12 protein-coding genes and 1 tRNA gene are annotated in these 14272 nt (G+C 41.2%); 12 read left to right on the top strand and 1 reads right to left on the bottom strand.

The genetic code is table 11. The features are described 5' to 3' along the window. The first annotated feature begins 147 nt into the window (after window positions 1-147). From ACQFX9_RS00270 to ACQFX9_RS00255, 4 genes are all read left to right on the top strand, one after another. Entirely contained in the window at window positions 148-1833 is a 1686-nt protein-coding gene (locus tag ACQFX9_RS00270) for a protein kinase domain-containing protein (RefSeq protein ID WP_427160188.1), read from the top strand. 164 nt (window positions 1834-1997) lie between these two features. Beyond that, window positions 1998-2681, top strand: a complete 684-nt coding sequence (gene bioD, locus ACQFX9_RS00265) for a dethiobiotin synthase (RefSeq protein ID WP_427160187.1) — start codon at window positions 1998-2000, stop codon at window positions 2679-2681. Window positions 2682-3018: 337 nt separating this feature from the next. After that, window positions 3019-4254 carry a M20 family metallopeptidase gene (locus tag ACQFX9_RS00260; protein ID WP_427160186.1) on the top strand — a complete coding sequence of 412 codons (1236 nt, stop codon included), beginning with the start codon at window positions 3019-3021 and terminating at the stop codon, window positions 4252-4254. A gap of 858 nt (window positions 4255-5112) precedes the next feature. After that, on the top strand, window positions 5113-5349 hold the full coding sequence (locus ACQFX9_RS00255; RefSeq protein WP_067771501.1) for a DUF4327 family protein: 237 nt from the start codon (window positions 5113-5115) through the stop codon (window positions 5347-5349). A gap of 661 nt (window positions 5350-6010) precedes the next feature. Here the strand turns inward: ACQFX9_RS00255 and ACQFX9_RS00250 are convergent. Beyond that, window positions 6011-6097: transfer RNA gene (locus ACQFX9_RS00250), tRNA-Ser, on the bottom strand. Window positions 6098-6203: 106 nt separating this feature from the next. Here ACQFX9_RS00250 and ACQFX9_RS00245 point away from each other — a divergent pair. The 8 genes from ACQFX9_RS00245 (at window position 6204) to ACQFX9_RS00210 (ending at window position 14267) form a co-directional block, all read left to right on the top strand. Beyond that, window positions 6204-6572, top strand: a complete 369-nt coding sequence (locus tag ACQFX9_RS00245) for a 2Fe-2S iron-sulfur cluster-binding protein (RefSeq protein WP_236144473.1) — start codon at window positions 6204-6206, stop codon at window positions 6570-6572. A 75-nt stretch (window positions 6573-6647) separates the two neighbouring features. Then, on the top strand, window positions 6648-7220 hold the full coding sequence (locus ACQFX9_RS00240) for a thermonuclease family protein (protein WP_427160185.1): 573 nt from the start codon (window positions 6648-6650) through the stop codon (window positions 7218-7220). A 185-nt stretch (window positions 7221-7405) separates the two neighbouring features. Further along, window positions 7406-8218: an inositol monophosphatase family protein gene (locus ACQFX9_RS00235; RefSeq protein WP_427160184.1), complete on the top strand. Its 813-nt coding sequence runs from the start codon at window positions 7406-7408 to the stop codon at window positions 8216-8218. A 126-nt stretch (window positions 8219-8344) separates the two neighbouring features. Then, window positions 8345-9292: a J domain-containing protein gene (locus ACQFX9_RS00230; RefSeq protein WP_427160183.1), complete on the top strand. Its 948-nt coding sequence runs from the start codon at window positions 8345-8347 to the stop codon at window positions 9290-9292. A gap of 277 nt (window positions 9293-9569) precedes the next feature. Beyond that, on the top strand, window positions 9570-10784 hold the full coding sequence (locus tag ACQFX9_RS00225; RefSeq protein WP_427160182.1) for an ATP phosphoribosyltransferase regulatory subunit: 1215 nt from the start codon (window positions 9570-9572) through the stop codon (window positions 10782-10784). Between the two features lie 180 nt (window positions 10785-10964). Then, entirely contained in the window at window positions 10965-11189 is a 225-nt protein-coding gene (locus ACQFX9_RS00220) for an indolepyruvate ferredoxin oxidoreductase subunit alpha (protein ID WP_427160181.1), read from the top strand. A gap of 583 nt (window positions 11190-11772) precedes the next feature. Next, entirely contained in the window at window positions 11773-12381 is a 609-nt protein-coding gene (locus ACQFX9_RS00215) for a hypothetical protein (protein WP_427160180.1), read from the top strand. Between the two features lie 77 nt (window positions 12382-12458). Then, window positions 12459-14267 carry an OmpA family protein gene (locus ACQFX9_RS00210; RefSeq protein WP_427160179.1) on the top strand — a complete coding sequence of 603 codons (1809 nt, stop codon included), beginning with the start codon at window positions 12459-12461 and terminating at the stop codon, window positions 14265-14267. Window positions 14268-14272: the final 5 nt, after the last annotated feature.

Raw genomic sequence — 14272 nt, 5'->3', positions numbered from 1 at the left:
ACTAACTACTAAAACTCCGAACCACTCAAAACTCATTACTCAAAAACTCAAAACTCATTACTCAGCACTCACCACTCAGCACCGGCTAAACGCCGCGCTACCGCTAACAGCACTCACCACTCACTCAACAAAATCCATTAATGAATCATGCAACCACCAATTTCCATCGGCACTGTTCTGCAAAACCGTTATCGCATTGTTCAAATTCTCGGACAAGGGGGATTTGGTAGAACTTATTTGGCGGAGGATCAGCGACGGTTTAATGAATTGTGTGCGATTAAAGAATTGATTCCCTCTGGAGGAGGAACGGCGGCTTGGGAAAAGGCTCAAGAACTTTTCCACAGGGAAGCGTCTATTCTCTATCAAATCCAACATCCTCAAATTCCTAAGTTTCGGGAAAGGTTTGAGCAGGATCAACGCTTGTTTTTAGTGGAAGACTACATCGCAGGTAAAACTTATCGGCAAATTTTAACGGAACGCCAAGCTACTGAGCAAAGGTTTACAGAAGCGGAAGTATTATATTTGATGCGCTCTTTATTACCTGTTTTAGAGCATATTCATGCACGGGGAATCATTCATCGTGATATTTCGCCAGACAATATTATTTTGCGAGATGGAGATCAACAGCCAGTTTTGATTGATTTTGGCGTGGTGAAAGAACTGGCAAATCGTCTGCAATCTCCAGAAATTAATATATCTATGACGACTGTGGGTAAATTGGGTTATTCCCCCAGTGAACAGATGCAAACAGGACGCGCCTATCCTAGCAGCGATTTATATGCTTTGGCGGTGACGATAATTGTGTTATTGACTGGGAAAGAACCAGCAGCATTATTTAATGACCAGCAAATGACATGGAATTGGCAAAGTTGGGTGAGTGTCAATCCATTATTTGCCCAGATTATCAATCGGATGTTGCATTATAACCCCGGCGATCGCTATCAGGAAGCGACGGAGGTAATGCAAGCATTACAAATTTTAGACCAATCACGGATGGGTGTTTCTCTGCCGGAAATTTCCCGTGTACAAACAGTTGCGGTGGGTCGTCGTCCTGATGCTGTACCACCACCTGCACCCAATAAACCAGACCCCGTAGTTCGTCAGAGTCAAGGTAGTTCAATTTTAGATAATCCCATAGCATTGGGGGCAATTGGTAGTGCTGTGGTGATTTTAGCGGGTTTCGGTTCTTGGGCGTTAGTGAGTTCGATTCGCTCTCAATCTTCATCAAAACCAGAAGAAACTCTACCACCCCAAACTTTTCCTTCACCGGTGGTGACAGAGAATCCTACCCAGACTCCAACACCTACAGCCACATCAGAACCTGTAATTATTAATAAACGCCTCAATTTAGACAGTAGCAATACAGCGATCGCAGAAAGCACCCTCCAAACTAGTCAGATTATTCAATATAGTGTATTTGGTGAAGCGGGAGATAAGTTAACTGCTGCTATTATCCAAGGTGAAGGGGTTCTAGTAACGGTTTTAGCCCCCAATCAACAGCCAATTGACAATAGCGCGCAGCAAGTTACTAACTATGTAGGCGTGTTACCTAACACTGGTAAATACATTATTCAGTTAACTTTAGACTCTGGGGTGGCATCTAGTGACTATAAATTGAGTGTGTCTTTAGAAAAACCCATTCAACCAACACCTACACCAACGCCTACACCCACCCCTACACCAACGCCTACACCTACAACTACGACTATATTCACACCTGTACCCACACCTGAAACAACCCCAACCCCAACTACAACTCCTGGCCAGGAACTTGAAACACCACCAGTAGACAGCACATCTACACCAATTCCAGAAGCAACAAACTCACCTTGAATTAATTCAAAATTTGAACGCAGTACAGTTTTTCAGCTTATTCTTGAGATAAATCGACTGGGGCGCAAGGAAGAGCAATTACAATGTATTAGAATGTTGATAATTTGTGAGTACATCGCAAGTTCATTGTTGAATTCACTCAGGTTATCTAAATTTAAACCAGCTTGCTAAAAGAACTACTAATTACCGGCACTGATACCGAAGCAGGTAAAACTGTTTTGACGACCGTTTTGGCAGCCTACTGGCAAAAATATCATCCTCAAAGTCGCTTGGGAATTATGAAACCCATTCAATCGGGAGTAGGCGATCGCGAATGGTATCAAAATAAGTTTAAGTTAGCACACTCACCTGAAGAAATTACGCCGCTATACTTCCAAGCACCTCTAGCACCCCCCATCGCCGCCGCTAAAGAAAATCGTCCTGTAGATTTAGGGATAGTGTGGCAAGCTTTAAATAAATTGCGATCGCAGTGTGATTTACTGCTAATTGAATCTTTAGGGGGTTTAGGTTCACCAGTCACCGACGAGTTAACCGTAGCTGATTTAGCCGGAGAATGGCGTTTACCCACAGTCTTAGTCGCACCAGTCAAGTTAGGCGCGATTAGTCATACAGTTGCGAATGTCGCCTTAGCCAGACAAACCAAAATCAACCTCAAAGGAATTGTCTTTAACTGCACACAACCCCATGCTGAGGCTCAAATCGCTGATTTAACGCCAAAAGATTTAATTCAATCCCTCACCAATATACCAGTTTTAGGTTATCTCCCTTATGTAGATAACTTCACCGACTACGATAAACTAGCTCAAATTGCCTCGAATCTAGATTTAGAACAGCTAGGTTTATCATGAAAATCCCCTTGGTGCGCTTTGAGGTACAAAAGAATCATCTTCTTACTAGTGAAACAATAGACTTCTTGTATAAATACTTTGGTGTTGCTAACAATACTATTTAAAAGCTCACGCATACCGCTAACGCGGAACCTGTAGGGTAGGCGCAAATTCGCAAAGAAGAACGCAGAAAGATAACTCTTGAATTTATGTGGATTGATTTATTCGGAGTATTCAATTATTAGTGCAAGAGGTCTACTCAAAGAAGGTGCACCACCCAATCTCCAATCCCCAGTCCTCATAAAATACCCTACACAAAAAATTTTGAATTTTGAATTTTGAATTGATTAAATAAATCATGGTTTCTAGCTTCCCCAACCCCACCTCTGTTGATTTATCCCGTGTGCGTTTAGCCATTCGCTCACTACAACCACAATTGGTAGAATGGCGGCGAAAACTGCATCAAAAACCAGAGTTGGGTTTCCAAGAAAGGCTCACAGCCGAATTTATCTCTAGTAAACTGCAAGCATGGGAAATTGACCATCAAACGGGTATTGCTCAAACTGGTATAGTGGCAACCATCAAAGGTACAAAATCACCTAGTCCCCAATCTCCAGTCCTAGCAATTCGCGCAGATATGGATGCTTTGCCAATACAGGAACTCAATGAAGTACCCTATTGTTCACAGCATGATGGTGTGATGCACGCCTGCGGACATGACGGACATACAGCGATCGCTCTCGGTACAGCTTATTATTTACAACAGCATCGCCAGGATTTTGCCGGGACTGTGAAAATTATCTTCCAGCCAGCCGAAGAAAGTCCAGGGGGAGCAAAGCCGATGATTGAGGCGGGAGTCCTGAAAAACCCCAATGTTGACGCGATTATCGGTTTACACCTGTGGAATAATCTGCCTTTAGGGACTGTGGGAGTCCGCAGTGGCGCGCTGATGGCGGCTGTAGAATTATTTGACTGCAAAATTTTAGGTAAAGGTGGACATGGAGCAATACCCCAGCAAACAGTTGATTCTGTGGTAGTCGCTGCCCAAATTGTCAACGCCTTACAAAGCATTGTAGCCCGCAATGTCAACCCCATTGATGCGGCTGTGGTGACAGTTGGCGCACTCCATGCCGGGACAACTTATAATGTCATTGCTGACACAGCCACCATGAAGGGAACTGTCAGGTATTTTAACCCTGCCTTACAAGACTTTTTCCATCAACGCATCGAGCAAATCGTTGCAGGTACTTGCCAAAGTTACGGCGCAAAGTATGAGTTAGAGTATTGGTCACTCTATCCACCTGTAATTAATGATGGAAAGATAGCAGAATTAGTGCGATCAGTAGCCGAGGAAATTATCGAAACGCCCATCGGTATTGTCCCAGAATGTCAAACAATGGGCGGTGAAGATATGTCATTTTTCCTGCAAGAAGTCCCTGGTTGTTACTTCTTCTTAGGTTCTGCTAATCCAGAAAAAAATTTAGCCTATCCCCATCATCACCCCCGCTTTGATTTCGATGAAACAGCCTTGGGAGTTGGTGTAGAGCTATTTGTGCGCTGTGTAGAAAAGTTTTTTAGTGTTAATAGAGACTAGGGACGGATCAATTCAAAATTCAAAATTCAAAATTCAAAATGAAAGATTCTATTCCCTGTTCCCTGTTCCCTGTTCTCTAATGACTAATGACTATTGACTAAGGGGGTGAGAACCCCTAAAGCATTTATGGGTAAAAAGGTTACGATTTGATAACAAAGTTACCCGGCTTTGAAGCTGAATAATTTCACTGACAGCAAAAATCTCTAAATTAAACAAAACTTTATATTTTTTTGATTGTGTACTTACGTAAATTCATGTCATGCAATCATGACCGGAGTAAAGATTGTGACATTTGAGGTTAGTTAGCTACATCTCAAGTTAGATATGACTTTCATTTGTTACTGCTACCTTAGTAGAGTCTCTTTTCACCCTATGACAGATGTTTATCTCCGCCGACTGGTTGGGAAATAATACGGATCTTGATCACAAAAATACAATTTGCTTTAAGAAATCCTTAACTTATGGCTAGTTCCCAACTTTCGTAGTGTACGGTAGCCCTTAGCTTAATAGCATTAGCAACAGTTTATACATTTACTGTGCTATCGTATTTTGGTTTTGGAGTTACTAACCAATACTGCATTAATGAACATAGGTCTAATATTCCTATCAAATGTGCAACTTTTTGACTGTTCACCCTGAAACTCTAGACCATTTACAATTACAGTGCTAGTTTTTTATGTCAGGAAAATTTGACATTCTTAACATTTATTTACATAATTTGGAGGTGTCTAGCGTCAAAATGGAATCAGTTCCGTATAGCAAACTACAAAATCCCTAGTGCAAGTCTAAATACTTGTCATGTTTGTTCCCCGTAACTAGTGGGAACACTATTTACGTGTAAATTTGTGAGTAAAAACCATGAGTGTGAATACGGTGTCCTCTATAAATTACTATTCTCTAGATGTAATTCAGGACGAAGCACGGCGACTGGTAGAAAAAGGAATGGTTAGCAGACAGCAGCCAATATATACACTTTGCCAATACATTCCCGCTAGAGAATGGGTTTGTGTAGAGTGTGAGTTAGAGAAGTGTGATTTCTTGTTACGCGATCGCATTGGCGACCTCATTGGTCGTGAACAATGGGATAATGACTAATCTGGGATTGTTCAATATATGATTTCAGATTTTGGGTTGGGATATGACTGGATTTGACTACACACGAATTTTGCCCACGCCAAGGGATAATCTATAGTTTTGATAACTCTTTCCCTATCCACAATCTGAAAATTCCCACTATGCCTAAATTTTTTTGAGTTGGAAGTGGGTAATCCTCAGATTCACCCATTCATAAGAAATAGTTTTTGTGTAGATCCTGTTTGATAAATAGATAATTTGTATATAAAAATACCGGAGTAAATGTAAATACATAATGCTCCGGTAATTTTTTTATCTATATCGAGTGCAATTAATATCAGTAATAACGAATTGGTATAGGTAGTATTATGTTGAGATTCTGGAATAGGTTGAGAATCTGGGCTTTTAATCAAAAATCCAAAACCCAAAATTGCTATAAAGGAACACCAAAAAATAAATTATCCCAAATAAACAGCTTAGTAGGGTGCGTCAGTGCGAGAAAACCTAACTATACCAAGAGATTATTCATACTGACGCACCCTACAGTTTGGATATTTTTTTACCTGGAAGTCCCTAAGCACTCGGCAGACGCTTGTAGGGGTTTTAGGTGCTGCAACCAAAAGTTAAACCACCCAGCTACTGTTTTCAGTTAGGCTGGGTGGTCACTATCATGAATTATTAACGGAGAGAGAGGGATTCGAACCCTCGTTGAAGTTGCCCCCAAACAGCATTTCCAGTGCTGCGCCTTCAACCACTCGGCCATCTCTCCAGGAGTGTCACGATTTACCATCGTAATATAAAACTCTAAAAAATGCAAAGATAAAGAGAGAAATTTTTTTAGCCTGATTCTGAAAGTTCCACAACCAAATTCAAAGATGCCCGACACATACACAATTAAAGTACGCGATCGCGCCACTGGCCAAGAACACACCTTACAAGTCCCCGATGACCGCTACATTCTCCACACCGCCGAACATCAAGGGGTAGAGTTACCATTTTCCTGTCGTAATGGAGCTTGTACCACTTGTGCAGTCAGAGTAGTATCAGGAGAAATCTATCAGCCAGAGGCAGTAGGATTATCCCTAGAATTGCGGCGGCAAGGCTATGCTTTGTTGTGCGTGAGTTATGCTCGTTCTGACTTAGAAGTAGAAACCCAAGACGAAGATGAAGTGTATGAACTCCAATTTGGTCGCTACTTCGCCAAAGGCAGAGTTAAAGCTGGTTTACCTTTAGATGAAGACTAGTAGAAAGAGACCGAAGAAAGCAGGGGTGCAGGGGTAAAATCAATTCAAAATTCAAAATTCAAAATTAAATGCCCCATGCCCAATACCCAGTCCCCAGTCCCCAGTCCCTATTCCCTCAGCAACTTATGGCGCAAAATCGCCATTTTTGCTTGTGTATTATTCTTAGTTGGTTGTCAAGCCAAAAATCAGACTGTGAATAACCAAACACAGGTGAGAGTGGCGCGGGTAGTGAGTGGACAAACCTTAGAAGTTGTGGGCATAGCTGAACAACCAACCTTAATTTCTCAAGTGCGGTTAATTGGTGTAGATGCGCCAGACTTGCGCCAGTATCCTTGGGGAGAAGATTCTAAGGAACTGTTAGAGAAAATGCTTGGTAACTTAGAAAAACCCGTAATGCTAGAGTTTGATGTCGAAGCCAAAGACAAAATTGGGCGCAATTTAGCATACGTTTGGAAAGATAACCAATTGTTAAACGAACAAGTGATCAAACAAGGGTATGCTTTGTTTGTAGAGCGATCGCCTAATTTCAAATATAATCAACGCCTAGACCGCGCACAACAATGGGCAAGAATCATGGGTAAAGGAATTTGGAATCCAGAACAACCCATGCGTCAAACTCCAGCCGAATTTCGCCGTCTTAATCGTTAGGAGTGCTGAGTGCTGTTAGCGGAAGCGCGGCGTTTAGCCGGTGCTGAGTGCTGAGTAATGGGTGCTGAGTGCTGTTAGCGGAAGCGCGGCGTTTAGCCGGTGCTGAGTAATGAGTAATGAGTAATGAGTGTTTATACCAATTCCTGACTAATGACTATTGACTAATGACTATTGACTATTGACTAATGACTAACCTACAAATTTTTCTTGATGTTGCTACAGAAGCGGCTTTAGCTGCGGGTGCGGTTTTACAAGGGTACTTGGGTAAATTAGAAGATGCAATTACGGAAAAGGGTCGTCCTGGGGATTTAGTAACCGCCGCCGATAAAGCCTCTGAAGCGGTAATTTTAGAAATTTTACACCGCCATTTTCCTCAGCATTCAATTTTGGCAGAGGAATCGGGGAAGATTGGTAATCAAGATAATCAATATCTTTGGGCAATAGATCCTCTAGATGGTACGACTAACTACGCTCACCAATATCCGGCGTTTTGTGTTTCCATTGGGTTGTTAATCAATGGCGAACCCCAGGTAGGGGTAATTTATGATCCTGCTCATAATGAACTTTTCCGTGCGGCTACTGGTTTGGGTGCTACACGTAACCGTCGGGTTATCAGCGTTTCTGAGACATCGGAACTGAGTAAAAGCTTGTTAGTAACTGGGTTTGCTTATGACCGCCGTGAAACCTCAGATAATAATTATGCTGAATTTTGTCACCTTACCCATCTCACCCAAGGGGTGCGGCGTAGTGGTTCAGCAGCTTTGGATTTAGCTGCTGTCGCCTGTGGCCGTGTAGATGGTTATTGGGAACGGGGAATATCACCTTGGGATGTTGTGGCGGGAATCATTTTATTACAGGAAGCAGGCGGTAAAGTCACTGCTTATGATGGTACACCCTTCAATATTGCCTCTGGGCGAATTCTCGCAACTAACGGTTACATTCATGACAATCTTAGTGGAGCGTTAATGCAGGTTCCTCCCCTATCAGCTTGGCAATAAACATTGTCCGATAGATAAATGCTGTTCACCAAAGGGAATAATAATCACAGTAGATTACTGACGTTTACCTGGGTAAGCTAAGTAGACTAGAAACCATGTCACTGCTCCTTTGGTGCTACCTGCTATATGTCTTTAAGAATAGATCGTGGATTATTTAAATTTGATTTCATAGATAATCACGCCATCTTGTGTGTTCCAGTTGACGCTGATGTCAAAGAAATCCGTAAGCGATACCTCAAAATTGCTCGCCACCTACATCCTGACAGTGGGGCAATTCATACTGAGAAAGAAAAGAAACTAGCTAATGAATTATTATCTAAACTAGTTAACCCCGCCTATGAAACTCTATCAGTAGACCGCACCCGTTCGGAATACATCATAGTGCTGTCTCAAATGGGTAAGCATATGGTGCAGGAGTCAGCTTCTGTAGAACTACATAGCGATTTAGCAAAGCAATTAGCAGCTGCTCCCAATATCGATCATGCTTATAAAAGTGCGATCGCTAAAATTGCGGAAACTCAATATGACTCTTTACAGCAAGTGATTCCGATTATTGCCCAAATTAGTGAATTAAATTTAGTTTACTTAATGCGGAGTGCCGGTAAAGCCTTGTCTACACCCCCACCCGCAGCTCAACCCATACAAACTACAACACCACAACCCGAACCTGCCGAGACACCCGCACCACCACCCGCACCCAAAGAAGATCCCGCCATCGAACAATATCTTCGTCGCGCTCAAACTTTGATTGATAAAAATCAATTTGCTCCCGCCAAGATAGAACTACAGGACGCACTGAAGATAGCACCAAAAAGTAGTCGTTGTCACAGCATGATGGGGTTTGTCTATTTAAAGCAAAATCAGCTAAAAATGGCAAAAATCCACCTAGATAATGCCTTAAAATTAGACCCCAAGGATGAAACAGCACTAGCATGGAAACCAAAAATAGATAAAGCCCTGGGACAGCAAGCTACTAGTGCTAATACTAATGGAAACGCAAACGCTGTCCAAAAACAGCCAGATAAATCAAACGGTGGTTTATTTGGGGGCTTATTTGGAGGTAAGAAAAAGTAATCCCAACTCTATCTAAATATAAAATTCCCAACCCCACAGATAAATCGGTGGGGTTATTAGTCAATAGTCAATAGTCAATAGTCATTAGTCATTAGTCAGCACCGGCTAAACGCCGCGCTCCGCTAACAGCACTCACAACTCAGCACTCATTACTCAGCACTCACCACTCATACCCCTTCAGCTTGATGACCCTTTTCCCATATACTTGGCTGCATAGGCGGGAAAATGTGCAGTCTGCCTGTTTGCAGAAACATGGGGCTAAGATAACGGAGGACTAATGGTGTATCAACCAGCCACAGGAGCGAGGGATTTATTACCTCTGGATGTGGCTCAAAAACGCTGGATTGAAGATAGATTACAGCAGGTGTTCCACCGTTGGGGATATCACCGAATTATTACCTCAACGTTGGAACGGATGGATACTCTGATGGCTGGGGAAGCTATTCAGCGTCAGATGGTGATTCAACTGCAAAATGCTGAGGATGAAGAGTTAGGATTGCGTCCAGAGTTAACGGCTTCTATTGCTCGTGCTGTGGCGACGCGGATGGCAGGTACTACTTACCCACAACGACTGTATTACAATGCTAATGTCTTCCGCCGCATCTGGGAAAACAGACATAACCGTCAGCAGGAGTTTTATCAAGCTGGGGTGGAATTATTGGGTGTTGGTGGTTTGCTTGCCAATACAGAAGTATTGTTGCTAGTCCGCAATTGCTTGCAGGCGTTGGATTTGCAAGATTGGCATTTAATTTTAGGCGAAGCGGGAATCACCAGATCGTTGTTGAATGTTTTTCCAGAAAATATTCGGGGAAAAGTTCGCACTGCGATCGCTCACTTAGATCGCATTACGATAGATACTCTACCTTTAACTGAAGAACTCCGCGATCGCGCTAGAATTATGCTCGATTTACGCGGCAATAGCGCAGATGTGCTGCAAAAAGTCAGCAGTTTAGGTTTAGATGCCGACCAACAAGAGGCAGTGAATAATCTTAAATCCCTGGTAGAATTACTAAAATCAGAAGGGGAATTCCCGATTATTCTCGACCTCAGCTTAATTCAGACTATAGACTATTACACTGGCATTGTCTTTGAGATTGTTAGCAGTAGCGAATCACAAGCGCGGGTGTTAGGTAGGGGTGGTAGGTACGACAAACTTTTAGGACTATATCATCCCCAAGGGGAAGACATTCCAGGTATTGGTTTTGTCCTCAACATCGAAGATTTGTATCAGGTATTATTGTCTACCCAACAATTACCACAGTCAACTCCGGCTAGTAACTGGCTGGTAGTTCCTGCCAGCCCAACTGCCAATGCGGCGGCATTTGCTTACGCGCAAAAACTACGTGATTCTACGCATTTAGTGAGAGTCGAAATAGACTTGGGTGGAAAAGATATAGAGGAGATCAGACAATACGCACGCGATCGCAGCATAGCCCAAATTGCTTGGGTTCAAGCCGATGGCACACCAACAATCGAAAGTGTAGGAGTATAAAAAGGAAAAAGTAAAAAGTAAAAAGGCAAAAGGGGTTTAAAAAACTCACTGCTGAGTGCCGAAGTTGAGTATACTTTATCACCCAATTGCTATCTTTTACCTTTTGCCTTTTACCTTTTGCCTTTATCATTGCCCTGCTAGGCTAGAAAAGGCTGATTTAAAAGAGAGGGAATCTATCAAATGCCACACACTATTGTTACTGATGTCTGTGAAGGTGTCGCTGACTGCGTAGGTGCTTGTCCAGTTGCTTGTATTCATGAAGGCCCTGGTAAAAATATCAAGGGAACTGATTGGTACTGGATTGATTTTTCCACCTGTATTGATTGTGGCATCTGTGTTCAAGTATGCCCTGTAGATAAAGCGATTATCCCAGAAGAAAGACCTGATTTACAAAAAACTCCTTAATTTGTGATGGCTAGCTAATGTCAATTGCTAGCTATGGATTCATAGTTGGTAAGTGATGAGAGAAACGTTAATTTCTTCGCTCTTACCAACTATGTCTATTTTGACTATTTATCGCTAATTTGATAGTCATAATCTGGAAAAAATGCAGATATTTTAAATATTAAATTAAGCAAATCAATTTGGGATAAATATTCTATTGTATCTAATTTTTCAACTTTCTTATAGAGAAAAAATCAAAGCAATTCATTTGATATAGTAGGAATCCGCTTTGATTCCTGAAATCATTTGCGTAGTAAGGGAACAGGGAACAGGGAAAAGGTAAGAAGGAACAAAAGTGTACGGAGTTTTTTTCAGAAATAAAATATGAGTCCTATATCATTGGAATGATTGATTTTTTAGCTGTATTACCTTATACTTAAGTGCGAGTTTATATTAATATGGCTCAGATCAGGTTTTACTCGTTTGCTGTTCCCGATTTCGTTTTACCTTCCCTTCATATAGGAACTTGCCTCACTGAACTGTATTACTGTATGTAAACTAGTCAACAATATAAAATCTTACATCTACTAAGAATTGTGTAGTTATGAACCCACCTGAAGAATATATCAATAACAGTTCCACAGAGCCAGGGCAAGGGGGTTTAACTCAAGACATGAATAAACTGCAATTACGCAGTTCCGGTCTTGCTGAAGGCAACAATCTCGAAAAAGTTAGAGAAATTCTGTTTGGAAGCCAAATTCGGGACGTGGACAAAAGATTTACCCGTCTAGAAGAACGTTTAATTACGGAAATCAATAACTTTAGAGATGAAGCTAAAAAGCGTTTAGATGCACTAGAAACATACATCAAGAAAGAAGTAGATGCTTTAACAGAAAGGGTCAAAAAAGAGCAAGTAGAACGTGAAAGCGCATTAAAAGCAATAACTGAAGAACAAAAGAGCATCAACCAATCTTTAGAGCGAAAATTCTCCCACTTTGACGAACAAAATAATCATAGTCAAAGAGAACTGCGTGAACAAATCCTCAATCAATCAAAAGAACTCCAAGAGGATATCCAGAAAAAATATGAGGAAATCTTGATTTTATTGAAACGGGAAATGCAAGCTTTAGATAGAGATAAAACAGATCGTACTAAGCTAGCTACTTTATTTACAGAGTTAGCAGTGAGATTGAATACAGATTATAAATCTTAATTTTTTAGCTAATAGCTTGCTCAATTGATCTCAAAGTATACAAATTCCTGGAAACTATGAATGGGGAAATTAAGGGTATGAATGACTATTCCCCGAAACCAAGACAGAAAGCTGACGCTGACGGTACAAGCAACGGTCAAATATATCGTACAAATTCCTTAAATCAGGAGCCAAAATCTAGCGATGAGTTGGCGACTCTTCGGAGTTTACTCCTTGGTCTAGAACCACATCAACTTAAAAAACTTTACGAGCGATTAGACAACCCGCAAGTTTTACCAGAAGATATTAGTCGGTTACTTCCTGAAGCTGTGATTTTGCGTTCCAAGCAAGACCAACAGCTAGCAGAGTCAATGGTGACGACTGTTGAGACAGCCATTCAAACTTCTATTAAACAAGACGAAAATGTACTTTCGGAAGCATTTTTTCCGATTATAGGTACAGCCACACGCAAAGCTGTTGCATCATTTATCGACCAAATGATGCAATCACTCAACCAAACTCTAGAACATAGTTTATCTTTAGAAAGTTTCCAATGGAGGTTAGAAGCAAAACGCACTGGTAAATCATTTGCAGAAATTGTGTTGCTGCGTACCTTAGTGTACAGAGTCGAGCAAATATTTCTTATTCATAAACAGACTGGGTTATTACTACAACATTTAGTCGCCAAGCAAGTTCCCATTCAAGACCCCGATTTAGTGGCGGCAATGCTGACTGCAATTCGAGATTTCGTCCAAGATTCTTTTAGTGTCAAGCAGCAGAATGGACTTCAAAGTTTGCAGTTTGGAGAATTGACAATCTGGATAGAAGAAGGTACACAAGCAGTATTAGCAGGAATTATTCGGGGAAATCCTCCCCAACAATTAAGACTAGTTTTTCAAGCTGCAATTGAAAAAATTCACCTGAAACTAGGCCAAGAAATGCACGAATTTACTGGAGAAATAGAAGTATTTCAAACCAGTCAACCCTATTTAGAAGAATGTTTAACCATCCAGAGTAAATCTGCATCATCAAAGAATTATAGATATGCCTGGACATTTTTAAGTATAGTGGCGATCGCTAGCAGTATTTGGGGATTTTTTGCCATTAGAGAACATCTGCGTTGGCAAAATTATCTTCAAAAACTCAGTTCCCAGCCAGGAATAGTTGTTATTAACACTAAAAACCACAATGGTAAGCATTTCATCATCGGAATGCGTGACCCTTTAGCAATAGATCCCAATACTCTCATCTCTCAAACAGACCTCAATCCTCAAACAGTCATTAGCAATTGGCAATCTTACTTATCTTTAGACCCGCAAATATTAACCAAAAGAGCCGAAAAACTTCTCCAACCTCCCAAAACTGTCTCATTCAAAGTTGATAGTAATGGTATTCTCCAAGCTAGTGGCTATGCACCACATCAATGGATTACAGAAAAGAAACAAGCCTGGCGTTACATACCAGGAATTACCCAATTTCAAGATAAAAATTTGCTGGCTAGCGAACTTAAAGAAATAGATTTATATCAACAGCAAATCGAAACAACTTCTTTACTCTTTTTTGAAGATACAACTGACCTGACAGCAGGTGAAGTAGATAAACTCAAAGATTTAATTTCAGCCATACAAAAGCTGACTAAGGTGACTGAGCGTTTGAATAAAAATATGCAAATTCAAATTCGTGGGCATACTGACACTAGCGGCTCAGAGCAATATAATATATCACTTAGTCAAGCCCGCGCTCAAAAAATATTAAATTATCTTCAGCAACATGGAATTAGTCTGAGTAAATTGCAAATTGTTGCTGTTGGTGCCAGTATTCCCCTTAAACCAGAAACTAACACGGAAGCCAAAAAGCTCAACCGTCGTGTATCGTTTACAATCTCAATAAGTAATGGCAACAACTGATTTTC

It is taken from the genome of Aliinostoc sp. HNIBRCY26, assembly GCF_050235535.1.
GTDB lineage: Bacteria > Cyanobacteriota > Cyanobacteriia > Cyanobacteriales > Nostocaceae > Trichormus.
This window is presented reverse-complemented; position numbering and strand designations above follow the sequence as displayed.